The following is a 23,029-nucleotide window of genomic DNA, read 5'->3' as shown; positions in this document are numbered from 1 at the left end:
TATGGCCGGATAAGGGCATTGCCTTATCCGGCCTTATGATTAGCTCGCTTTTGCTAATTCTTTTACGAGCGGCAGCATAATGCGCATTACGTCGCGGTTGCGATGTTCAATGCGTCCGGGCAGGGCTTTATCAATGTGTTGTTGATTATCCAGACGTACATCGTGCCAGCTATTTCCTGCAGGGAAAGAGGCGGTTTTGGCGCGCTGTTGGTAACCATCTTTCTTGCCAAGATTCCAGTTCGTTGCCTCAACGGATAGCACCGAAATTCCCGCTTTATCGAAAACCTCTGCGTCATTGCAGCAACCGGTGCCTTTGGGATAGTCCTTATTCAGGCCTGGATTAGTGGTGGCGGTAATGCCATGATGACGCGCAATCGCTAATGCCCGGTCGCGGGTTAATTTACGCACCGCTTCCGGCGTGCTCTGCCCGCTATTAAAATACAGTTTGTCGCCGACGATCAGGTTATCGAGATTAATCACCAGCAGCGTGTTTTTCTTCTCCGCCGCGCTCATGCGCTTCAGCAGGTTTTCAGCCCCCAGTTTTCCCTCTTCCTCGCCGCTGGTGGCAATAAAGCGAATACCGTATTCCGTCGGCACATCTTTCAGGCGTTCTGCCAGTTCGAGCATAACGCCCAGACCAGCGGCGTTGTCATCCACCCCTTGCAGAGTGAGCCCGCCAAGATTCGCGTCAGTGTCGGCATCACTTTGCGGCGCGTAGGTATCCAGGTGCGCCATGATAATAATCTGCTGCGGGGCTTTGCCTTCGTGGGCGGCAATAACGGTACTGCCGGTGACGTTATGCCAGTTTTTGCGGTTATTTTTGGCGGTATAAATATAGCGACTGTTGAACGTGCGGATATCACTGCGATAGCCCATCTGCTCAAACTGCTGGCGTAAATAGTCGGCAGATAACATTTCTGCCGGCGAGCCGGTCATCCTTCCCGGGAAAACGGTCGCAATATGACGGGTCTGCATTGTTGCAAATTCGCCCGGTTTTGGCGATGACGCCTGAGCGGGGACAATAAAGCATACGCCGAGCGCCAGGAGGGCGGAAAGACGGCGCGTTGCGGAAAACATAGTGAATCCTTAATAGCCAGCGGGGGAGCCCTGAATACAAAGCAAAAATTTTAACCCATCTAGTATGAAACGGTGACTTCGCTAAAACAATTTCATTTGCTCTTAAATGCCCGAATTCCGGTGGGTTAAGCACTTTTTGATATTTGCTTTGCCAGATCGTTATTCCTTTGAGGAACTACTCATTCCAATTCGTAATTTCATTCGTTCTCTTGCGCTCCCTATAGTCGGGTTATCTGACGCGCTCGACATTCGCGGTATTGTAAAGGAACGGTTATGGACCAAAAACGACTCACCCACCTGCGACAGCTGGAGGCCGAAAGCATCCACATCATTCGCGAGGTGGCAGCAGAATTTTCGAACCCGGTTATGCTGTACTCCATCGGTAAAGATTCCAGCGTCATGCTGCATCTTGCCCGTAAGGCGTTCTACCCGGGATCGCTGCCGTTCCCGTTGCTGCATGTCGATACCGGCTGGAAGTTCCGCGAGATGTATGAATTCCGCGATCGTACTGCCAAAGCGTACGGCTGCGAGCTGCTGGTACATAAAAATCCGGAAGGTGTGGCGATGGGTATCAATCCCTTTGTCCACGGCAGCGCCAAACACACTGACATTATGAAAACCGAAGGGTTGAAGCAGGCGCTGAACAAATACGGTTTTGATGCCGCCTTTGGCGGTGCGCGCCGCGATGAAGAAAAATCGCGGGCGAAAGAGCGCATTTACTCCTTCCGCGACCGCTTTCATCGCTGGGACCCGAAAAACCAGCGTCCTGAACTGTGGCACAACTACAACGGGCAGATTAACAAAGGCGAAAGTATCCGCGTCTTCCCCCTGTCCAACTGGACGGAACAGGATATCTGGCAGTACATCTGGCTGGAAAACATCGAGATCGTCCCGCTGTATCTGGCGGCGGAGCGCCCGGTGCTGGAGCGCGACGGCATGTTGATGATGATTGATGACGATCGCATCGACCTGCAGCCTGGCGAAATGATCAAAAAACGGATGGTGCGTTTCCGTACTCTCGGCTGCTGGCCGCTGACCGGCGCCGTCGAGTCAAACGCACAAACGCTGCCGGAAATTATTGAAGAGATGCTGGTCTCGACCACCAGTGAACGTCAGGGCCGCGTGATTGACCGCGACCAGGCGGGCTCTATGGAGCTGAAGAAACGTCAGGGGTATTTCTAAGGAGCCGCCATGAACACCACACTTGCCCAACAAATCGCTAATGAAGGCGGCGTCGAAGCCTGGATGGTTGCCCAACAACATAAAAGTCTGCTGCGCTTTTTAACCTGCGGTAGCGTGGATGACGGCAAAAGCACCCTGATCGGTCGCCTGTTGCACGACACGCGGCAGATTTATGAGGATCAGCTTTCATCGTTGCATAACGACAGCAAACGTCACGGTACGCAGGGTGAAAAACTGGATCTGGCGTTGCTGGTGGATGGGCTGCAGGCCGAGCGTGAGCAGGGGATTACCATCGACGTGGCGTATCGTTATTTCTCCACTGAGAAGCGCAAATTTATCATTGCCGATACCCCTGGGCATGAGCAATATACCCGCAATATGGCGACCGGCGCGTCTACCTGCGATCTGGCGATCCTGCTGATCGACGCCCGTAAAGGCGTGCTGGATCAGACCCGTCGTCACAGCTTTATTTCAACACTGCTGGGGATCAAACACCTGGTGGTGGCGATCAACAAAATGGATCTGGTCGATTACAGCGAAGAAACCTTTGCGCGTATTCGTGAAGATTATCTGACCTTTGCCGAACAGTTGCCGGGGAATCTGGATATCCGCTTTGTCCCGCTCTCCGCGCTGGAGGGTGACAACGTCGCCTCCCAGAGCGTCAGCATGCCGTGGTACAGCGGCCCGACCTTACTTGAAGTGCTGGAGACAGTTGAGATCCAGCGCGTGGTCGACAGTCAGCCAATGCGCTTCCCGGTGCAGTACGTAAACCGTCCAAATCTCGATTTCCGCGGTTATTCCGGCACGCTGGCTTCCGGGCGCGTCAAGGTAGGGCAGCGCGTGAAGGTGCTGCCGTCCGGTGTGGAATCCAGCGTGGCGCGGATCGTCACCTTTGATGGCGATCTGGACGAAGCCTTTGCCGGAGAAGCCATTACCCTCGTCCTGAAAGACGAGATTGATATCAGCCGCGGCGATCTGCTGCTGGCGGCGGAGGAGAGTTTACCTGCCGTACAGAGCGCCGCCGTTGACGTGGTCTGGATGGCGGAACAGCCACTGGCACCGGGGCAGAGTTACGAAATCAAAATCGCTGGTAAAAAGACCCGTGCGCGCGTTGATCATGTTCAGTATCAGGTAGATATCAACAATCTGACGCAGCGTGAGGTAGACACTCTGCCGCTGAACGGTATTGGCCTGGTGAATCTGACCTTTGATGAGCCGCTGGTGCTGGATACCTATCAGCAAAACCCGGTGACCGGCGGGCTGATCTTTATCGATCGTCTGAGCAATGTCACCGTCGGTGCCGGTATGGTCCGCGAACCGATTGTGCAGGAGACCGCTACGCCATCAGAATTCAGCGCCTTTGAGCTGGAACTGAATGCGCTGGTACGTCGTCACTTCCCGCACTGGGGTGCTCGCGATCTGCTGGGAGGAAAATAATGGCGCTGCATGACGAAAACGTCGTCTGGCATGCTCATCCCGTCACGCCGCAACAGCGTGAGCAACACCACGGTCATCGTGGTGTTGTGCTGTGGTTTACCGGGCTTTCCGGGTCCGGTAAGTCGACCGTCGCCGGGGCGCTGGAAGAGGCGCTGCATCAACTGGGCGTCAGTACCTATTTGCTGGATGGCGATAACGTTCGCCACGGCCTGTGTAGCGATCTGGGGTTCAGTGATGCCGACCGGAAAGAGAACATCCGTCGCGTGGGCGAAGTCGCAAACCTGATGGTGGATGCGGGATTGGTGGTACTGACGGCGTTTATTTCTCCGCACCGTGCAGAGCGGCAAATGGTGCGCAAACGCGTTGGCGAGGGGCGCTTTATTGAAGTGTTCGTGGATACGCCACTGGAAATCTGTGAAGTCCGCGATCCAAAAGGATTATACAAAAAAGCGCGGGCTGGCGAATTGCGCAACTTCACCGGAATTGATTCCGTTTACGAAGCGCCTGAATCGCCAGAGGTTCATCTCAATGGCGAACAATTAGTAACAAATTTGGTCGCCCAATTATTAGACCTGCTCAGACAGAGCGATATTATCAGATCCTGAGACACCTGACCGCTGTGTACGGTCAGTCAAGGTTACAGGATTCACTATGCGCAATAGCCAGAACATCACACTCACAACGACAGACGCGTTTGCTACAGATGACGAAACCACCTGGTCGCTGCCGGGCGCGGTGGTGGGCTTCGCGTCATGGCTGCTGGCGTTGGGGATCCCCTTTCTGGTGTATGGCCCTAACACGTTGTTTTTCTTTATCTACACCTGGCCTTTCTTCCTGGCGTTGATGCCCGTTGCGGTGGTTGTGGGTATCGCGCTGCATTCCCTGCTCAACGGCAAATTGCGCTACAGCATTGTCGCAACGCTGCTGACCGTTTGCGCAATGTTCGGCGCACTGTTTATGTGGTTGCTGGGCTAAAGCGCGACGGCTGTCCATAATTCAAACCGTAACTAACAATGAGATGATGTTCTCAGGGTTCTGGGTATACGTTATAAAGGGCAATTGTGGTACATTTGCCCGCGTTGTTGCGGCTTTCCCGTCTGCAAACGTCGTGTCGTTTGCGGAAGTATGGGAGGATGATGCCGTTTTTCAGGGGGCAGGATGGGTAAACTAACGCTGCTGTTGCTGGCTTTACTGGTCTGGCTACAGTATTCACTGTGGTTCGGTAAGAACGGCATACATGATTACAGTCGCGTCAATGATGACGTGGCGGCGCAGCAGGCGACGAACGCCAAACTTAAAGCACGTAACGATCAGCTGTTTGCCGAAATTGACGATCTCAATGGCGGTCAGGAGGCTATCGAGGAGCGTGCACGCAACGAACTCAGCATGACTAAGCCGGGCGAAACGTTTTATCGCCTGGTGCCCGACGCGTCTAAACGCGCGCAAACTGCGGGGCAAAATACTCGTTAAACCAGCCCAGGAAATCACATGGCAGCCACTTTATTGGATGTTTGCGCCGTGGTGCCGGCGGCCGGATTTGGCCGCCGTATGCAAACGGAATGTCCGAAGCAATATCTCTCGATTGGCAATAAAACCATTCTCGAACACTCGGTCTTTGCGCTGCTGGCGCATCCCCGGGTGACCCGCGTGATCATCGCGATAAGCCCTGGCGACAGCCGCTTTGCCCAGCTCCCTCTGGCGCAGCATCCGCAAATTACCGTCGTGGACGGGGGAAATGAACGTGCAGACTCTGTGCTGGCCGGATTGCAGGCCGCCGGAGACGCCGAATGGGTGCTGGTGCATGATGCGGCGCGTCCCTGCTTACATCAGAATGATTTAGCACGTCTGCTGGCGCTTAGCGAAACCAGTCGCACTGGCGGGATCCTTGCCGTACCGGTGCGCGACACGATGAAACGCGCAGAGCCGGGCAAAACCGCCATCGCCCATACGGTCGAACGTAACGATTTATGGCACGCGCTGACGCCGCAATTTTTCCCTCGCGAGCTGCTGCATGACTGCCTGACACGCGCACTGAATGAAGGGGCGACGATCACCGATGAAGCCTCGGCGCTGGAATATTGCGGCTTCCATCCACAGCTTGTTGAAGGACGGGCTGATAATATCAAAGTAACCCGTCCGGAAGATTTAGCGCTGGCTGAATTTTACCTGACCCAAATAATTCACCAGGAGAAAGCATAATGCGAATCGGACACGGTTTTGACGTACACGCCTTTGGCGGGGAAGGCCCCATTATCGTTGGTGGTGTGCGTATTCCCTATGAAAAGGGGCTGCTGGCGCATTCTGATGGCGATGTTGCGCTGCATGCGCTCACCGACGCGCTGCTTGGCGCGGCGGCACTGGGTGACATTGGCAAGCTGTTTCCGGATACCGATCCGGCGTTTAAAGGCGCAGACAGCCGTGAGCTGTTGCGTGAAGCCTGGCGTCGGATCCAGGCAAAAGGTTACACCCTGGGCAACGTCGATGTGACCATTATTGCTCAGGCGCCGAAGATGCTGCCGCACATCCCGCAAATGCGTGTGTTTATTGCTGAAGACCTCGGTTGTCACATGGATGATGTGAACGTGAAGGCCACCACCACGGAAAAACTCGGTTTTACCGGGCGTGGGGAAGGGATTGCCTGCGAAGCGGTGGCGTTACTCATTAAGGCCGCGAAATGACAGAGTTTGAAAATCTCACGTATCTTCACGGTAAGCCGCAAGGCTTCGGTCTGCTGAAAGCCAGTCCGGAAGATTTTGTGGTGGTCGAAGATTTAGGTTTCGAACCCGATGGCGAAGGTGAACACATTCTGGTGCGTATTCTTAAAAACGGCTGCAACACCCGTTTTGTGGCTGACGCGCTGGCGAAGTTTCTGAAAATTCATGCCCGTGAAGTGAGTTTTGCCGGGCAAAAGGATAAGCATGCGGTCACCGAACAGTGGCTGTGCGCGCGCGTACCAGGCAAAGAGATGCCCGACCTGAGCGCTTTCCAGCTTGAAGGTTGCAAGGTGCTGGAATATGCGCGTCACAAACGCAAGCTACGTTTAGGCGCGCTGAAAGGCAATGCGTTCACGCTGGTGCTACGGGAAATCAGTCATCGTGATGAAGTGGAATCCCGTCTGCAAGCGATAAACGCTGGCGGCGTACCGAACTATTTCGGCGCTCAGCGTTTTGGTATCGGCGGCAGCAATCTGCAAGGTGCGCTGCGCTGGGCGCAAAGCGATGCACCGGTCAGGGATCGCAATAAACGCAGTTTTTGGTTGTCGGCGGCCCGCAGTGCGTTGTTTAATCAAATTGTCAGCGAGCGTCTGAAAAAAACAGACTTTAATCAAGTTGTTGACGGCGATGCGCTACAATTAGCGGGACGCGGAAGCTGGTTTGTCGCCACGCAAGAAGAACGGGCGGAATTACAGCATCGTGTCGATGAAAAAGAACTGATGGTGACGGCTTCGCTTCCCGGCAGCGGCGAGTGGGGAACCCAACGGGATGCGCTGGCGTTCGAACAGTCCGCGATTGCCGAGGAGACCGCGTTGCAGTCGCTGCTGCTGCGTGAAAAAGTTGAGGCGTCGCGAAGAGCGATGCTGCTCTATCCGCAGCAATTAAGCTGGAACTGGTGGGATGATGTCACCGTCGAGTTACGTTTTTGGCTGCCGGCGGGGAGCTTCGCCACCAGCGTTGTGAGGGAACTGATCAACACAATGGGTGATTATGCGCATATTGCTGAGTAACGATGATGGGGTCCACGCGCCCGGTATACAAACGCTGGCGAAAGCCCTGCGGGAGTTTGCTGATGTACAGGTCGTCGCCCCGGATCGGAACCGCAGTGGTGCGTCAAATTCGCTGACGCTTGAATCCTCTCTCCGGACGTTTACTTTCGAGAACGGCGATATCGCCGTGCAGATGGGCACACCCACTGACTGCGTATACTTGGGTGTCAATGCACTCATGCGCCCGCGTCCGGACATCGTGGTCTCGGGAATTAATGCCGGCCCCAACCTGGGGGATGACGTTATCTATTCCGGCACCGTCGCGGCGGCAATGGAAGGGCGACATCTTGGCTTTCCGGCGCTTGCCGTGTCGTTAGACGGGCACCAGCATTATGAGACCGCAGCGGCCATCACCTGTCGGATCTTACGCGCCCTGCGGCGTGAACCGCTGCGTACCGGGCGGATCCTCAATATCAACGTGCCCGATTTACCGTTGGAGCAGATCAAAGGCATTCGCGTGACGCGTTGCGGCAGTCGTCATCCCGCAGACAAAGTGATCCCACAGGAAGATCCGCGCGGCAACACGCTGTACTGGATTGGCCCACCGGGCGACAAATGCGACGCCGGGCCTGATACCGATTTTGCGGCAGTGGACGACGGTTACGTGTCCATTACGCCGTTGCATGTAGATTTAACCGCGCACAGCGCGCATGATGTGGTTTCCGACTGGTTAGAGAGCGTGGGAGTTGGCACGCAATGGTAAGCAGACGCGTACAAACGCTTCTTGATCAACTGCGCGCACAGGGGATTCGCGATGAGCAGGTGCTTAATGCCCTGGCCGCGGTGCCGCGTGAGAAATTTATTGATGAAGCGTTTGAACATAAAGCCTGGGACAATATCGCGTTGCCGATAGGTCAGGGGCAGACGATTTCGCAGCCGTACATGGTGGCGCGAATGACCGAACTCCTCGAACTGACGCCGCAGTCGCGTGTGCTGGAAATTGGCACGGGTTCCGGGTATCAGACGGCGATACTGGCGCACCTGGTACAGCAGGTTTGTTCCGTCGAACGTATTAAAAGTTTGCAATGGCAGGCGCGTCGCCGTCTGAAACAACTCGATTTACACAATGTTTCAACTCGTCACGGTGATGGTTGGCAAGGCTGGCAGGCACGCGCGCCATTTGACGCTATTATTGTGACGGCAGCACCGCCGGAAATCCCGACCGCGTTGATGACGCAACTGGATGAAGGTGGCATTCTCGTCTTGCCCGTGGGTGACGAGCATCAGTTTCTGAAACGGGTGCGTCGTCGGGGCGGCGAATTTATTATCGACACCGTGGAGGCGGTACGTTTTGTTCCCTTAGTTAAAGGGGAACTCGCGTAAAAAGCGGTTCCGAATACCTGGAATTTTCCTGGAGTTTTTGGAACTGGTCAGCGTATCGTGGTCACATTTTCCAGTGCCCATTTGCTGTCTGCACGATTATACGTCACTGGTTGTTAACCAATTTTTCCTGGGGGATAAATGAGCGCGGGAAGCCCAAAATTCACCGTTAGCCGCATTGCGGCACTGTCACTGGTTTCGCTATGGCTGGCGGGTTGTTCAAATTCATCGAATCCACCTGCGCCGGTAAGTTCCGTCAATGGTAATGCTCCGACGAATACCAGTTCTGGCATGCTGATTACGCCGCCGCCGAAGATGGGGACGACGACGTCCGCTCCGCAGACACCGCAAATTCAACCGGTGCAACGTCCGACGACACAACCGACGCATGTTCAGCCCGTCGCCGAGCAACCCGTGCAGATGGAAAACGGACGTATTGTCTACAATCGCCAGTATGGGAATATTCCGAAAGGTAGCTACAGCGGTGGCAGTACGTACACCGTTAAAAAAGGCGATACGCTTTTTTATATCGCCTGGATCACCGGGAACGATTTTCGTGACCTGGCGCAACGCAACAACGTTCAGGCCCCGTATGCTCTGAATGTCGGACAAACGCTGCAGGTGGGTAACGCATCGGGTGCGCCAATTACCGGCGGTAATGCGATAACTCAGGCCGACGCGGCAGAGCAAGGAGTTGTGACCAGACCTGCACAAAATTCCGCCATCGCTGTTGCGTCGAAACCGACAATTACGTATTCTGAGGATTCAGGTGAACAAAGTGCTAACAAAATGTTGCCGAACAACAAGCCTGCTGGGACTGTGGTCACAGCACCTGTAACGGCTCCAGCAGTTAGCGCAACCGAATCGACAGCAAGCAGTTCGTCTACCAGTTCGCCAATCTCCACATGGCGCTGGCCGACTGACGGCAAAGTGATCGAGAACTTTGGGGCTTCCGAGGGGGGCAATAAAGGGATCGACATTGCAGGCAGTAAGGGACAGGCTATTATCGCGACCGCCGATGGGCGCGTGGTCTATGCCGGTAACGCACTGCGCGGTTACGGTAATCTTATTATCATCAAACACAACGATGATTACCTGAGTGCCTACGCTCATAACGATACAATGCTGGTCCGGGAACAACAAGAAGTGAAGGCAGGACAAAAAATAGCGACGATGGGTAGCACCGGAACCAGTTCTACACGTTTGCATTTTGAAATTCGTTACAAGGGGAAATCCGTAAACCCGCTGCGTTATTTACCGCAGCGATAAAGCGACGGAACCAGGCTGACACTTGCTAGTTCCGTCAAGGGATCACGGGTAGGTGCCACCTTATGAGTCAGAATACGCTGAAAGTTCATGATTTAAATGAAGACGCGGAGTTTGATGAGAACGGAGTTGAGGTTTTTGACGAAAAAGCCTTAGTTGAAGAGGAACCCAGTGATAACGATTTGGCTGAAGAAGAGCTGTTATCGCAGGGGGCCACACAGCGTGTGTTGGACGCGACTCAGCTTTACCTTGGTGAGATTGGTTATTCGCCACTGTTAACGGCCGAAGAAGAAGTGTATTTTGCGCGTCGCGCACTGCGTGGAGATGTCGCCTCACGCCGTCGGATGATTGAAAGTAACCTGCGTCTGGTGGTGAAAATTGCCCGCCGTTATGGCAATCGTGGTCTGGCGTTGCTGGATCTGATTGAAGAGGGCAATCTGGGGCTTATCCGTGCCGTTGAGAAGTTTGACCCGGAACGTGGGTTCCGCTTCTCCACATACGCAACCTGGTGGATTCGCCAGACGATTGAACGGGCTATCATGAACCAAACCCGTACCATTCGACTGCCGATCCACATCGTTAAAGAGCTGAACGTTTATCTGCGTACCGCGCGTGAGTTGTCCCATAAACTGGACCACGAACCGAGCGCGGAAGAAATTGCAGAACAGCTGGATAAACCGGTTGATGACGTTAGCCGTATGCTTCGTCTAAACGAGCGCATTACCTCGGTAGACACCCCGTTGGGTGGCGATTCCGAAAAAGCGTTGCTGGATATCCTGGCCGATGAGAAAGAGAACGGTCCGGAAGACACCACGCAAGATGATGATATGAAACAGAGCATCGTCAAATGGCTGTTCGAACTGAACGCCAAACAGCGTGAAGTGCTGGCACGTCGTTTCGGTCTGCTGGGTTATGAAGCTGCAACACTGGAAGATGTGGGCCGCGAAATCGGTCTGACTCGTGAACGTGTTCGTCAGATTCAGGTTGAAGGCCTTCGCCGTCTGCGTGAAATTCTGCAGACTCAAGGGCTGAATATCGAAGCGCTCTTCCGCGAGTAAGCACCGTTCTAACAAGAAAGGCCAGCCTCTTTGAGGCTGGCCTTCTTCTTTCTGGCTGACTACGCTGTGTTTTTGCGGGTGAAGGCAGACGGGAGCATTTTCATGCTTACTCAGGTTTGTTAATCAGGCATCATTTTCTTGATTAGCAGGGCGAATTGCGCGCGTTCTTCGTCATTCAACCGTCCCAGAAACTCCTCATCCACCCGATTTCCCAACGGCATGCTTACCTTCAGCAAGGCTTCTCCTTCAGGGGTCAGATAAACGAAGCGGCGACGTTTATCCAGCGGATCGTTTTCACGCCTCACCAGCCCACGTTTTTCCATTCGGCTTAGCATTTCTGCCAGCGTCGCTTTGGTACTGACGGCGGCCTCCATCAGATTAACCTGTTCAATGCCGGGACGTTCCGCAATGGCACGCATCACCGCGTACTGTGGTTTAGTCAGATCCGGCAACGCATGCTGCCAACGCGCCGTATGTTGTTGGAACAGCTGGCGTAACAGGTGAAACGCTTTATTCCGTAACTCCATGAAAACTCCAGGCTAAAAATCATGTCTCCTATCATAACGGGTAACACCGCGTTTTTTAACGAGGAAATCTTAAGCAATACGTGCGGGAAAAAACGGGCGCTATTGTCGTTGCTGTTTTAAAGGGGTAATTTATATTAAACGTTCGTATACGAACAACCTGTGGGATGATGAATGAGACTGATTGTGGGGATGACCGGGGCAACGGGAGCGCCGCTGGGTGTAGCACTGTTGCAGGCGCTGCGGAAGATGCCGGATGTGGAAACGCATCTGGTGATGTCGAAATGGGCCAAAACCACCATTGAACTGGAAACGCCATACCGTGCGCGCGATGTTGCCGGACTGGCCGATTTTTGCCACAGCCCGGCGGATCAGGCGGCGACCATCTCGTCAGGTTCGTTTCGTACCGACGGCATGATCGTTATTCCTTGCAGCATGAAAACCCTGGCTGGAATACGCGCAGGTTACGCCGACGGTCTGGTGGGACGCGCTGCCGACGTGGTGCTGAAAGAAGGGCGCAAGTTGGTGCTGGTGCCGCGTGAAATGCCGCTCAGTACGGTGCATCTCGAAAACATGCTCGCGCTTTCACGCATGGGCGTGGCGATGGTGCCGCCCATGCCTGCGTTCTATAACCATCCACAATCCGTTGATGATATTACGCAACACATCGTGGCCCGCGTACTGGACCAGTTTGCGCTGGAGCACCCGCATGCGCGTCGCTGGCAGGGATTAGCGCAGGCACAGAATTTTTCACAGGAGAATGAATAATGGCATTTGATGATTTGCGCAGCTTTTTGCAGGCGCTCGACGACCAGGGACAATTGCTGAAAATCAGTGAAGAGGTGAACGCGGAGCCGGATCTGGCCGCGGCTGCCAACGCCACTGGCCGTATTGGCGACGGCGCACCGGCGCTATGGTTCGATAATATTCGTGGTTTTACCGACGCGCGTGTGGCGATGAATACCATCGGCTCCTGGCAAAATCATGCCATTTCATTGGGCTTACCGCCGAATACGCCAGTGAAAAAGCAGATAGATGAGTTTATTCGTCGCTGGGATAAGTTCCCGGTCACCCCGGAACGCCGCGCGAATCCGGCATGGGCGGAAAACAGTGTCGATGGCGAAGCGATTAACCTGTTCGATATTCTGCCGCTGTTTCGCCTGAACGACGGCGATGGCGGATTTTACCTGGATAAAGCCTGCGTAGTCTCCCGCGATCCGCTCGACCCGGACAACTTCGGCAAGCAGAACGTCGGTATCTACCGGATGGAAGTGAAGGGCAAGCGTAAGCTGGGCCTACAACCGGTACCGATGCATGATATAGCGCTGCATCTGCATAAGGCGGAAGAGCGCGGCGAGGATCTGCCGATCGCCATCACCCTGGGTAACGATCCGATCATCACGCTGATGGGGGCGACACCGCTGAAGTACGATCAGTCCGAATATGAAATGGCAGGGGCGCTGCGCGAAAGCCCGTATCCCATCGCTACTGCGCCGTTGACCGGGTTTGATGTGCCGTGGGGATCGGAGGTGATCCTGGAAGGGGTGATTGAAAGCCGCAAACGTGAAATTGAAGGCCCGTTTGGCGAGTTTACCGGCCACTATTCCGGTGGTCGCAATATGACGGTTGTGCGTATTGATAAGGTGTCGTATCGCAGTAAACCGATTTTTGAATCCCTTTATCTCGGTATGCCGTGGACAGAAATCGACTATTTGATGGGGCCGGCCACCTGCGTTCCGTTGTATCAGCAACTAAAAGCGGAGTTCCCGGAAGTGCAGGCGGTTAACGCCATGTATACCCACGGCCTGCTGGCGATTATCTCGACCAAAAAACGCTACGGCGGTTTTGCGCGAGCGGTGGGACTGCGCGCGATGACCACGCCACACGGGCTGGGTTACGTGAAGATGGTGATCATGGTGGATGAAGATGTCGATCCGTTCAACCTGCCGCAGGTGATGTGGGCGCTGTCGTCGAAAGTCAACCCGGCGGGGGATCTGGTTCAGCTACCGAATATGTCAGTACTGGAACTTGATCCGGGCTCAAGTCCGGCGGGGATCACCGATAAGCTGATTATCGACGCCACCACGCCCGTTGCGCCGGATAACCGTGGTCACTATAGCCAGCCGGTGTGCGATCTCCCGGAAACCAAAGCCTGGGCTGAAAAGCTGACTGCCATGCTGGCCAACCGTAAATAAGGAGCCTCAGATGATTTGCCCACGTTGTGCTGATGAACATATTGAAGTGATGGCGACCTCGCCAGTGAAAGGCGTCTGGACGGTGTATCAGTGCCAACATTGCCTGTACACCTGGCGTGATACTGAGCCGCTACGTCGTACCAGCCGCGAACACTACCCGCAGGCGTTTCGTATGACGCAGAAAGATATCGATGAGGCGCCAATGGTACCCACTATTCCGCCGCTGCTGACAGAAGATAAGCGCTGACGGAGTGCCGGATGGCGGCTGAGGCCTTATCCGACCTGGGAAAAGTACCGTTAATATGTGGCCCGATACGCAAAGCGGCATCGGGCCTTTTTCTTACACCAGACTCTTCAGCCGATAGATCCACTCCAGCGCCTGACGGGGCGTTAGCGAATCCGGGTCGAGATTTTCCAGTGCTTCAACGGCAGGAGAGGTCTCTTCGGGAACGGACAGCAGCGACATCTGGGTGCCATCCACCTGTGTTGCCGCCGCGTTGGGTGAAATGCTCTCCAGTTCGCGCAGTTTCTGTCGCGCACGTTTGATCACCTCTTTCGGAACGCCCGCCAGCGCTGCGACCGCCAGGCCGTAGCTCTTACTGGCCGCACCGTCCTGCACGCTATGCATAAAGGCAATGGTATCGCCGTGCTCTAACGCGTCGAGATGGACGTTGGCAACGCCTTCCATTTTTTCCGGCAACTGTGTCAGCTCGAAGTAGTGCGTCGCGAACAGCGTCAGCGCTTTGATCTTATTCGCCAGATTTTCCGCACATGCCCACGCCAGCGACAGGCCATCGTACGTGGATGTCCCGCGGCCAATCTCATCCATTAGCACCAGGCTGTTCTCAGTGGCGTTGTGCAGAATGTTGGCCGTTTCGGTCATCTCTACCATGAAGGTGGAGCGCCCGGAGGCCAGATCGTCCGCCGCGCCTACACGGGTAAAGATACGATCGACAGGACCAATTTCCACCTTCTGCGCCGGTACGTAGCTGCCAATATAGGCCAGCAGGGCAATCAGCGCGGTCTGGCGCATGTAGGTACTTTTACCGCCCATGTTTGGTCCGGTAATGATCAGCATTCTGCGCTGTGGTGAGAGGTCGAGCGGGTTGGCGATAAACGGCTCATTCAGGACCTGTTCCACCACCGGATGGCGTCCCTCGGTAATACGAATACCCGGTTTATCGCTGAAGGTTGGGCAGGTGTAGTTCAGCGTGTACGCGCGTTCGGCCAGATTCACCAGTACATCGAGTTCCGCCAGTGCACTGGCGCTCTGTTGTAGATCCGCCAGATGCGGTAGCAGCAGGTCGAACAGTTCGTCATAGAGCTGTTTTTCCAGCGCCAGCGCTTTGCCCTTGGAAGTCAGAACCTTATCTTCGTACTCTTTGAGTTCCGGAATGATGTAGCGCTCGGCGTTTTTCAGCGTCTGGCGACGGACGTAGTTGATTGGTGCGAGGTGGCTCTGCCCACGGCTAATCTGGATGTAATAACCGTGCACCGCGTTAAAGCCGACTTTCAGCGTGTCCAGCCCGGTACGCTCGCGCTCACGGATTTCCAGCCTGTCGAGATAGTCGGTCGCACCGTCTGCCAGGGCGCGCCACTCATCAAGCTCTTCGTTGTAGCCCGGCGCAATAACACCACCATCACGAACGAGAACCGGGGGAGCGTCAACGACCGCACGTTCCAGCAGTTCCCGCAGTTCGGCGAATTCGCCCATTTTCTCGCGCAGCATTTGTACAGGGGGGCTGTCCACCGATTCCAGTTGCGCACGCAGTTCCGGCAGTTGCTGGAAAGCGTGGCGCATGCGCGCGAGATCGCGCGGACGCGCGGTACGCAGTGCCAGACGCGCAAGAATACGTTCCAGATCGCCCACCTGGCGAAGCACGGGCTGCAGTTCGCTGGTTGCATCCTGTAATGAACCAATGGTTTGCTGACGTTCTGTCAGGATTTTCGTATCACGTACCGGCATATGCAGCCAGCGTTTGAGCATACGGCTGCCCATCGGCGTCACGGTGCAGTCGAGCACGGCGGCCAGCGTGTTCTCCATGCCCCCAGCCAGATTCTGGGTGATCTCCAGATTGCGGCGCGTCGCGGCATCCATGATGATGCTGTCCTGCTGCCGCTCCATGGTGATAGAGCGAATATGCGGCAGGGAAGTGCGTTGGGTATCCTTGACGTACTGCAACAGGCAGCCAGCGGCGCAAAGTCCGCGCGGCGCGTTTTCAACGCCAAAGCCAATCAGATCGCGGGTACCAAACTGCAAATTCAACTGCTGACGTGCAGTATCAATTTCAAATTCCCACAGCGGGCGACGACGTAATCCTCGACGACCTTCAATCAGAGCCATCTCCGCGAAATCTTCGGCGTACAGCAGTTCCGCCGGGTTGGTCCGTTGCAGTTCGGCGGCCATTGTTTCGCGATCGGCGGGTTCGCTCAGACGAAAACGCCCGGAGCTGATGTCCAGCGTGGCATAACCATAGCCTTTACTGTCCTGCCAGATGGCGGCGAGCAAATTGTCCTGGCGCTCCTGTAGCAGGGCTTCATCACTGATGGTGCCCGGCGTGACAATACGCACGACTTTGCGCTCAACCGGCCCTTTACTGGTGGCCGGGTCGCCAATTTGCTCGCAAATGGCGACGGATTCACCCTGATTGACCAGTTTGGCGAGGTAGTTTTCGACCGCATGATGGGGAATACCCGCCATCGGGATGGGCTCGCCCGCAGACGCACCGCGCTTCGTCAGCGAAATGTCGAGCAACTGCGACGCCCGTTTTGCATCGTCGTAAAAGAGTTCGTAAAAGTCGCCCATGCGATAGAAAAGCAGAATCTCCGGGTGTTGGGCCTTCAGCTTGAGATACTGCTGCATCATGGGGGTGTGGGCGTCGAGATTATCGATTGTACTCATGGAGTTGTGTCCAGTCCCTGAATGTAAATGGGTTGCGATACTTTTAGTTTTCGTTGTTATCACATAAGGGACACATGATAGCGGAGATACGCATTTCAGGGAAAGTCAGGATCGCCGACTTCTCGATCCTTCTTCCGTTTCAGAATTTTACACCGATTGTTGTTGTCGCAATTCCGAATGTCGGTCGCGTAATGCGGCAAAAACAAACGCCGCGATAAAGAGAATGGTGAACAGCACGACGATCGTGGGAGCGGGTGCGCTGTCGAGGAAGAATGACAGATACACACCTAAAAATGAGGTAACCACCGACAGACCCGTTGCCAGCAACAGCGCATGAGCAAACCGGCGGGTGAGTAAAATGGCAATCGCGCCTGGGGCGATCAGCAGGGAGATTGACAAAATGATCCCCACCGATTTCAGCGTCGCCACAATGGTCAGCGCAATCATGCACAGCAGTCCGTAATGCAGCAAAGTCGTGTTAAGGCCGCAGGCTTTCGCCTGATGCGGATCGAAGGCGTGCAGCAGCAAATCTTTCCACTTGAATGCAATGATCAGGGCGATACCCAGTACAATGAAGGCCGTTTGCCCAATATCGCTCAGCGAAATCCCTAGCATGTCGCCGAACAGAATATGATCGAGGTGAACCTCTGACTGGATAGAGACATAGAGCACCAGTCCGGCGCCAAACATCCCGGAGAAGACGATCCCCATGATGGTGTCGCGTTTGATGCGGCTGTTGTCGTCAAGATATCCGGTCGCGACTGCGCAGAATAGGCCCGCAATAAACGCGCCGATAGCCAGTGGAATACCGACGATATAAGCCAGCACAATTCCCGGAAAAACCGCATGACTCATGGCATCGCCCATGAGCGCCCAGCCTTTGAGCACCAGAAATACCGACAGTAACGCACAGGGAATCGCCACAAGAGCGGAGACGGCCAGCGCGTTGACCATAAAGTCGAACTGAAAAGGTTCCAGCAGGGTGCTCAGAAACATGATGACTCCTTACGTCGTGCGCGACGGCGGTTCGCCAGCAGGCCGTGTTTGGGGGCAAAAACGAACGCCAGCAGGAATAATACGGTTTGTAGCACCACAATGATCCCGCCGGTCGCCCCGTCCAGCCAGTAGCTGAGCCAGGCGCCGAAAAAACTGGTCACACTGCCGATCGCAACGGCGATCATAAGAAGGCGTGGAAAGCGGTCAGTCAGCAGCCAGGCGGTGGCACCGGGCGTCACGACCAGGCAGATCACCAGAAATGCCCCCACGGTTTGCAGCGCGGCGACGGTGGACACCGATAACAGAGTGAAAAACAGCAGCTTCAGACGGGCCGGGTGCAGGCCAATGGAGCGGGCGTGGTTTTCATCGAAAAAAGTGACCATCAGATCCTTCCACTTCAGCAGCAGGATGAGCAGGGAAACCGTGCCGATAATCGCCAGTTGCACAATGTCTTCCGGCGCGATGGCCAGTACGTTGCCGAGAATGATGGTCTGAATATTCACCGACATCGGGTTGAGCGACACCATAAACAGCCCGATGCCAAAGAATGACGAGAAGATCAGGCCAATAATGGCATCTTCTTTAAGCCGTGAGCGCTGGTTCAGAAAAAGCATACTGCCTGCTGCCAGGCCACCGGAGAGAAAGGCGCCGAGCGAGAAGGGCAAGCCGAGCATGTAGGCACCGGCAACGCCTGGCACGATGGAGTGCGACAGCGCATCGCCAATCAACGACCAGCCTTTAAGCATTAAATAGCAGGAGAGAAAGGCGCACAGTCCGCCAACCATCGCTGATACCCACATCGCGTTGAGCATGTACTGATAACCAAAGGGTTCTGTCAGCCAGTTCATGATGACTCTCCGCAGCCTGCCGCTCGTCGGGAGATAAACGGGCGTTCGTCGTCGGTAATGATGTGTTCTTCGCCGCCGCTGAGCGCGACGTGACGCAGGACGCCGCTGAACGCCAGTTCAAGGTTGTCGGCGGTAAAAGTGGTTTCGGTCGGGCCGCTCGCCAGCACGGTGCCTTTGATCATCACCGTATAATCACAGAATTCGGTGACTGACCCGAGATTGTGGGTGGAGACCAGCATCGTGCGCCCCTCATCGCGCAACTCGCGTAGCAGCGCAATAATGCGCGCTTCGGTTTTGACATCGACGCCGGTGAAAGGCTCATCCAGCAGAATGACCTGACCGTCCTGGGCAATGGCCCTGGCGAGGAAGACGCGTTTTTTCTGCCCGCCAGAAAGCTCGCCAATCTGCCGGTGGCGGTATTCCAGCATATCCACCCGCGCCAGCGCAGCGTCAACACTGGCATGATCCTGAGCCTTCGGACGACGTAGCCAGCCCATATGTCCGTAGCGGCCCATCATCACGACGTCTTCCACCAGCACCGGAAATGACCAGTCAACCTCTTCGGACTGTGGGACGTAGGCAATCAGATTCTGCTTCAGCGCGTGATTCACCGGCTGTTGCAGGATGGAAATGTCGCCGTCGGCCAGGCGGACAAAACCCATCAGTGCTTTGAACAACGTTGATTTTCCCGACCCGTTGACTCCTACCAGCGCGGCAATCGAACCGCCCGGTACCTGAAAGGTGGCATCGCGTAGTGCGGTATGACCATTGCGATACGTCACCGTCACCTGATTCACGGTAATCGCAGATTGACTCATTTCTGACTCCTCAAACCGTCATTGATACCACTGACGATGGTCTCGGTGGTGACGCGTAGCAGATCGAGATAGGTGGGAACGGGGCCATCGGCGGCGCTCAGGGAATCGACATACAGCACGCCGCCGTAATGTGCGCCGGATTCCCGCGCGACCTGACGGGCCGGTTTATCTGATACGGTGCTTTCGCTGAATACGGTGGGGATCTGATGCGCTCTGATCGCATCGATCACTTTACGTACCTGTTTGGGCGTTCCCTGCTGATCGGCGTTGATCGGCCAGAGATAAAGCTCTTGCAGATCGTTATCGCGGGCAAGATAAGAGAACGCTCCTTCGCTGGTGACCAGCCAGCGTTTATCGGCAGGGATTTTTGCCAGCGCGGCATGGAGAGGGGCCAGCGTCTGGTGAATTTGCGCTTTATAACGTTCGGCATTTTTCTGGTAAATCGCGGCGCTATCCGGATCGTATTTCGTCAGCGCGTCGCGAATATTGTCGACGTAGATCATCGCGTTTTCCGCCGACATCCAGGCGTGAGGGTTGGGTTTCCCGTTATACGGTCCTTCGCTGATGCCCATGGGTTTCACCCCGTCAGACACCGTCACTTCCGGCACACCCGACAAATTCTGGTAGAAGCGGGCAAACCACAGCTCCAGATTCAGACCGTTAGAGAGGATCAATTGCGCCCCCTGCGCTCGCTTAATGTCGCCCGGAGTGGGTTGATACTCATGAATTTCCGCGCCGGGTTTGGTGATCGAACTGACATTGGCCGCCTCACCCGCCACGTTTTGCGCCATGTCCGCAATGATCGTGAAGGTGGTAACGACATTGAGCTTCTCTTTGGCATAAGCCGGTGACAGCATGCAGATGGCCAGTACAGCCGCCAGCAGAGACGAGGTCAGACGGGAGAGGTGCGACATAGTATCCCTCATAAAAAAAGTGGTTAATTATTCATCGAATATAGCCTTTGCTATGTTATATAGCACAAGGCATGTATAAAGATAGTGTTAAATGAAAATAATTCTTATTTGAGGTGTGGTGGGGGAGTGTCACCTTTGGGTGATAGTGTTGCGAGAATTTAAGTTGTAGAATAAATACACCTTAATGTAGTGGAGGGCGCATCATGTCCGGCAAGCGCATTGCTCGCGAAAAACTGACGATTAAAAAAATGATCGCGCTGTACGAGAGCCAGTGTCCGCAGGCATCTGATGAGCCGGAACACTACGACGCGCTGTTTGCCTATGCGCAAAAACGTCTGGATAAGTGCGTCTTTGGCGAGGATAAACCGGCCTGTAAACAGTGTCCCGTACACTGTTATCAGCCAGCGAAGCGTGAAGAGATGAAGCAGATTATGCGCTGGGCGGGGCCGAGAATGCTCTGGCGTCATCCCATCCTGACCGTTCGTCATCTCATCGACGATAAACGTCCCGTGCCGGAACTGCCGGAAAAATACTCGCGTAAGAAGTGAAGCGAAATGCCGGATGGCGGCTTCGCCTTAATCCGGCCTACGGATAATTGCCCACCCGACATCCAGCAACGCGTGCCTCAAACCAGCGCGTCTTTATCAATACCTAAACGCTTCATGCGTGAAAGCAGCGTGGTACGCTTAAGACCCAGCCGCTGAGCTGCGCCTTTCGGGCCTGCAACCACACCATTGGTCTCTTTCAGCACCCGCAGGATGAGCTGATACTCGTCTTCCCCTTCCTGGGCGACTTCGGTCGCGACGGGCGGTTCGCCAGGTGAGAGCATGCCGATATCCGGCAGCGAGAGTTGCAGCACGCTTCCTCGCGTCAGCAGAACGGCACGTTCCACCACGTTCTCCAGTTCGCGCACATTACCCGGCCACTCCATATTGCTGAGGATGCGCAGGGTTTCCGCCGGGATACTGTCGATGTTACGCCCCAGGCGGCGAGCGATTTTAAAGGTGAATGCTTTCACCAGCAGGGGGATATCTTCCGGGCGTTCGCGCAGCGGCGGAAGTCGGATCGGAAAAACGTTGAGGCGGTAGTAGAGATCGCTACGAAACTCGCGATCCTCGACCATTTTTTTCAGGTCACGGTTGGTGGCGGCGATCAGACGCACGTCGGTCTGGATCAGCTTATTGCTGCCCAGACGCTCAAATTCCTGTTCCTGTAAGACGCGCAGGAGCTTAGGCTGTAATTCCAGCGGCATGTCGCCCACTTCATCCAGGAACAAAGAACTTTTATCCGCCAGCTCAAAGCGGCCAATGCGCTGCGCACTGGCACCGGTGAAGGCGCCGCGTTCGTGACCGAACAGGTCACTTTCCAGCAGGCCAGCGGGCATGGCGGCGCAGTTCATCTTCACCATCCGGCGTGCGTTACGCCCACTCAGATTGTGGATTGCGCGGGCAATCAGCTCTTTCCCGGTACCGGTTTCACCGAGGATCAGCACAGTGCTGTCGCTCTGGGCCACCATCTCGACCTGCTTGAGCACGCTGTACATCGCATCGCTGCGCCCGATGATTTCACCAAACTCGCTGTCGACATTGTTGAGCTGTTCGGTAAGCGCCAGGTTTTCATCCACCAGCCGCTCTTTCAGCCGATGGATTTCCTGATAGGCGAGGGCGTTGTCCACGGCGATGGCGACGCGCCCGGCAATCTGGCGCAGCAGGTTCAGGTTGGCGGTGGTAAACACTTTTTCTTCACACTGCGCCAGCTTGAGTACGCCGAGCATGGTGTTGCCCGACATCAGCGGTAGCAGGCACAGCGTCTGAATCTGGTTGCCCCACGTATCGAACAGCATGCGTTCATAGGGGGCCAGCGCGTCCCGTTCGTTCAGGTTTATCAGCAGCATCTCTTTGCTTTTAAACACCCGTTCCGTCAGAGTGCCAGCTTCATCGACTTCGCTTTGTTCGTGTGCGGGATGATTTTCATCGAGGTAGTGAGTGGAGTAAATACTGAGCTTATTTTTACGGTGGCTACGCAGGACAATGCTGATGTCGTCGATGTTGAAATAGTGATGGATCTCTTTGGCGACTTCACTTACCAGCTCATCCATGTCGAGCCGGGAGAGTACGGCGTTAGTGATGGCGACCAGAATACGAAAGTTGTCGCGTTCGCGGCACAAGAGATCGTAATCGACGTTGTTCGTGACCCTGCACTGAATTTGCTCTGCCACCACGCCGACAATCTGGGTGAAGGTTTGCAGACGCTCGTACTCTTTTTCGCTCCAGGGGCGATCGTCGTTGCGGATAAATTCGCAGCCGCCAAAAATGCGGCCATCCGCCGCCAGCGGCAGCAGGCAGTAGTGGCCGAATGGCGGGTAAAGGCCGCCAGCAGCCAGTTGCGGCCAGGTTTCTGAAAACTCGTGATAATTGCAGTGCAGGGCATCGGGGCGAGAGAGAATACGGCGGATCGGGCCGTGGGCCAGCACGGTTTCATCTTCGTAGATGACGGGTTTGCCGTTATCGCGCGTGGCGTACCAGGACGCCCGCTGTGTCTGCGCTTGCCACAACACAATCGCCGCGCTGTCGGCAAGCGCCGAGCGCTTTACCAGTTGCGAAAGCGCCTCGCTTAGCGATTGCAGGTCGGGCTGCTGTAACAATGTGCGAGTGATGTCGAACAATCCTTGCTGCCCGAGATCGCTCATCGGTGTATACGACATATTGCTTTTCCAGGAAAGTACCGCT

At 55.2% G+C, this 23,029-nt stretch carries 24 protein-coding genes; 16 read left to right on the top strand and 8 right to left on the bottom strand.

Going from position 1 to position 23,029, the window contains the following annotated elements:
• Positions 1 to 39 precede the first annotated feature (39 nt).
• Positions 40 to 1,077 carry an aminopeptidase gene (locus ACQ0PY_RS18480; RefSeq protein WP_058587029.1) on the bottom strand — a complete coding sequence of 346 codons (1,038 nt, stop codon included), beginning with the start codon at positions 1,075 to 1,077 and terminating at the stop codon, positions 40 to 42.
• 273 nt (positions 1,078 to 1,350) lie between these two features.
• Between ACQ0PY_RS18480 and cysD the strand changes: the two genes are divergently transcribed.
• From cysD to rpoS, 12 genes are all read left to right on the top strand, one after another.
• On the top strand, positions 1,351 to 2,259 hold the full coding sequence (gene cysD, locus ACQ0PY_RS18475) for a sulfate adenylyltransferase subunit CysD (RefSeq protein ID WP_042322572.1): 909 nt from the start codon (positions 1,351 to 1,353) through the stop codon (positions 2,257 to 2,259).
• A 9-nt stretch (positions 2,260 to 2,268) separates the two neighbouring features.
• Entirely contained in the window at positions 2,269 to 3,696 is a 1,428-nt protein-coding gene (gene cysN, locus ACQ0PY_RS18470) for a sulfate adenylyltransferase subunit CysN (protein WP_042999536.1), read from the top strand.
• The gene (gene cysC, locus ACQ0PY_RS18465) at positions 3,696 to 4,301 is read left to right on the top strand and encodes an adenylyl-sulfate kinase (RefSeq protein WP_109739426.1); all 606 of its coding nucleotides are present in this window, start codon (positions 3,696 to 3,698) and stop codon (positions 4,299 to 4,301) included. Before cysN ends, cysC begins: the two co-directional genes overlap by 1 nt.
• Before the next feature lie 46 nt (positions 4,302 to 4,347).
• Positions 4,348 to 4,671, top strand: a complete 324-nt coding sequence (locus ACQ0PY_RS18460; RefSeq protein ID WP_042999538.1) for a DUF3561 family protein — start codon at positions 4,348 to 4,350, stop codon at positions 4,669 to 4,671.
• A 183-nt stretch (positions 4,672 to 4,854) separates the two neighbouring features.
• Entirely contained in the window at positions 4,855 to 5,166 is a 312-nt protein-coding gene (gene ftsB / locus ACQ0PY_RS18455) for a cell division protein FtsB (protein WP_042288707.1), read from the top strand.
• Positions 5,167 to 5,184: 18 nt separating this feature from the next.
• Positions 5,185 to 5,895, top strand: coding sequence for a 2-C-methyl-D-erythritol 4-phosphate cytidylyltransferase (ispD, locus tag ACQ0PY_RS18450; protein WP_109739425.1), 711 nt, complete (start codon positions 5,185 to 5,187; stop codon positions 5,893 to 5,895).
• Positions 5,895 to 6,374 (top strand): 2-C-methyl-D-erythritol 2,4-cyclodiphosphate synthase, encoded by a 480-nt coding sequence (gene ispF / locus ACQ0PY_RS18445; RefSeq protein ID WP_042999540.1) that lies wholly within the window; start codon positions 5,895 to 5,897, stop codon positions 6,372 to 6,374. The genes ispD and ispF overlap by 1 nt, the downstream gene beginning before the upstream one ends.
• Positions 6,371 to 7,420 carry a tRNA pseudouridine(13) synthase TruD gene (truD, locus tag ACQ0PY_RS18440; RefSeq protein ID WP_044268948.1) on the top strand — a complete coding sequence of 350 codons (1,050 nt, stop codon included), beginning with the start codon at positions 6,371 to 6,373 and terminating at the stop codon, positions 7,418 to 7,420. The genes ispF and truD overlap by 4 nt, the downstream gene beginning before the upstream one ends.
• Positions 7,401 to 8,162 carry a 5'/3'-nucleotidase SurE gene (gene surE, locus ACQ0PY_RS18435; protein ID WP_042999542.1) on the top strand — a complete coding sequence of 254 codons (762 nt, stop codon included), beginning with the start codon at positions 7,401 to 7,403 and terminating at the stop codon, positions 8,160 to 8,162. The genes truD and surE overlap by 20 nt, the downstream gene beginning before the upstream one ends.
• Positions 8,156 to 8,782: a protein-L-isoaspartate O-methyltransferase gene (pcm, locus tag ACQ0PY_RS18430; RefSeq protein WP_042999543.1), complete on the top strand. Its 627-nt coding sequence runs from the start codon at positions 8,156 to 8,158 to the stop codon at positions 8,780 to 8,782. Before surE ends, pcm begins: the two co-directional genes overlap by 7 nt.
• Before the next feature lie 189 nt (positions 8,783 to 8,971).
• Positions 8,972 to 10,048, top strand: a complete 1,077-nt coding sequence (nlpD, locus tag ACQ0PY_RS18425) for a murein hydrolase activator NlpD (protein WP_309295136.1) — start codon at positions 8,972 to 8,974, stop codon at positions 10,046 to 10,048.
• A gap of 62 nt (positions 10,049 to 10,110) precedes the next feature.
• On the top strand, positions 10,111 to 11,103 hold the full coding sequence (gene rpoS / locus ACQ0PY_RS18420; RefSeq protein WP_000081550.1) for an RNA polymerase sigma factor RpoS: 993 nt from the start codon (positions 10,111 to 10,113) through the stop codon (positions 11,101 to 11,103).
• A gap of 119 nt (positions 11,104 to 11,222) precedes the next feature.
• Here rpoS and ACQ0PY_RS18415 read toward each other — a convergent pair whose 3' ends face one another.
• Positions 11,223 to 11,630 carry a MarR family winged helix-turn-helix transcriptional regulator gene (locus tag ACQ0PY_RS18415; protein WP_042999545.1) on the bottom strand — a complete coding sequence of 136 codons (408 nt, stop codon included), beginning with the start codon at positions 11,628 to 11,630 and terminating at the stop codon, positions 11,223 to 11,225.
• A 171-nt stretch (positions 11,631 to 11,801) separates the two neighbouring features.
• Between ACQ0PY_RS18415 and ACQ0PY_RS18410 the strand changes: the two genes are divergently transcribed.
• Genes ACQ0PY_RS18410 through ACQ0PY_RS18400 form a run of 3 tightly spaced genes read left to right on the top strand, consistent with a single transcriptional unit; the run spans position 11,802 to position 14,069 of the window.
• Complete coding sequence (locus ACQ0PY_RS18410) at positions 11,802 to 12,395, top strand: non-oxidative hydroxyarylic acid decarboxylases subunit B (protein ID WP_044255030.1); 594 nt, start codon at positions 11,802 to 11,804, stop codon at positions 12,393 to 12,395.
• Complete coding sequence (locus ACQ0PY_RS18405) at positions 12,395 to 13,822, top strand: non-oxidative hydroxyarylic acid decarboxylases subunit C (protein ID WP_042999547.1); 1,428 nt, start codon at positions 12,395 to 12,397, stop codon at positions 13,820 to 13,822. Before ACQ0PY_RS18410 ends, ACQ0PY_RS18405 begins: the two co-directional genes overlap by 1 nt.
• 10 nt (positions 13,823 to 13,832) lie before the next feature.
• Positions 13,833 to 14,069, top strand: coding sequence for a non-oxidative hydroxyarylic acid decarboxylases subunit D (locus tag ACQ0PY_RS18400; RefSeq protein WP_042999548.1), 237 nt, complete (start codon positions 13,833 to 13,835; stop codon positions 14,067 to 14,069).
• Positions 14,070 to 14,162: 93 nt separating this feature from the next.
• Here the strand turns inward: ACQ0PY_RS18400 and mutS are convergent, their stop codons facing one another.
• The 5 genes from mutS to ACQ0PY_RS18375 all read right to left on the bottom strand — a co-directional run bounded on the left by mutS (position 14,163) and on the right by ACQ0PY_RS18375 (position 20,300).
• Entirely contained in the window at positions 14,163 to 16,724 is a 2,562-nt protein-coding gene (gene mutS, locus ACQ0PY_RS18395) for a DNA mismatch repair protein MutS (protein WP_109739423.1), read from the bottom strand.
• Positions 16,725 to 16,871: 147 nt separating this feature from the next.
• Positions 16,872 to 17,720, bottom strand: a complete 849-nt coding sequence (gene sitD, locus ACQ0PY_RS18390) for an iron/manganese ABC transporter permease subunit SitD (protein WP_042999576.1) — start codon at positions 17,718 to 17,720, stop codon at positions 16,872 to 16,874.
• Positions 17,711 to 18,568, bottom strand: a complete 858-nt coding sequence (gene sitC / locus ACQ0PY_RS18385) for an iron/manganese ABC transporter permease subunit SitC (RefSeq protein WP_042999577.1) — start codon at positions 18,566 to 18,568, stop codon at positions 17,711 to 17,713. Before sitC ends, sitD begins: the two co-directional genes overlap by 10 nt.
• A complete protein-coding gene (gene sitB, locus ACQ0PY_RS18380; protein WP_042999578.1) occupies positions 18,565 to 19,386 on the bottom strand; it encodes an iron/manganese ABC transporter ATP-binding protein SitB in 822 nt (273 codons plus the stop codon). Before sitB ends, sitC begins: the two co-directional genes overlap by 4 nt.
• Positions 19,383 to 20,300 carry a metal ABC transporter substrate-binding protein gene (locus ACQ0PY_RS18375; protein ID WP_044255044.1) on the bottom strand — a complete coding sequence of 306 codons (918 nt, stop codon included), beginning with the start codon at positions 20,298 to 20,300 and terminating at the stop codon, positions 19,383 to 19,385. The genes sitB and ACQ0PY_RS18375 overlap by 4 nt, the downstream gene beginning before the upstream one ends.
• Positions 20,301 to 20,503: 203 nt before the next feature.
• Here ACQ0PY_RS18375 and ACQ0PY_RS18370 point away from each other — a divergent pair, with 203 nt between their 5' ends.
• A complete protein-coding gene (locus ACQ0PY_RS18370; protein WP_042999580.1) occupies positions 20,504 to 20,848 on the top strand; it encodes a nitrous oxide-stimulated promoter family protein in 345 nt (114 codons plus the stop codon).
• Between the two features lie 77 nt (positions 20,849 to 20,925).
• Here ACQ0PY_RS18370 and flhA read toward each other — a convergent pair whose 3' ends face one another.
• A complete protein-coding gene (flhA, locus tag ACQ0PY_RS18365) occupies positions 20,926 to 23,004 on the bottom strand; it encodes a formate hydrogenlyase transcriptional activator FlhA (protein WP_044255048.1) in 2,079 nt (692 codons plus the stop codon).
• Positions 23,005 to 23,029 lie beyond the last annotated feature (25 nt).

The sequence above is a fragment of the Citrobacter sp. LST-B2 genome, from assembly GCF_057983045.1.
The sequence above is the reverse complement of the archived record's forward strand: the minus strand, read 5'-3'. Positions and strand labels throughout refer to the sequence as shown.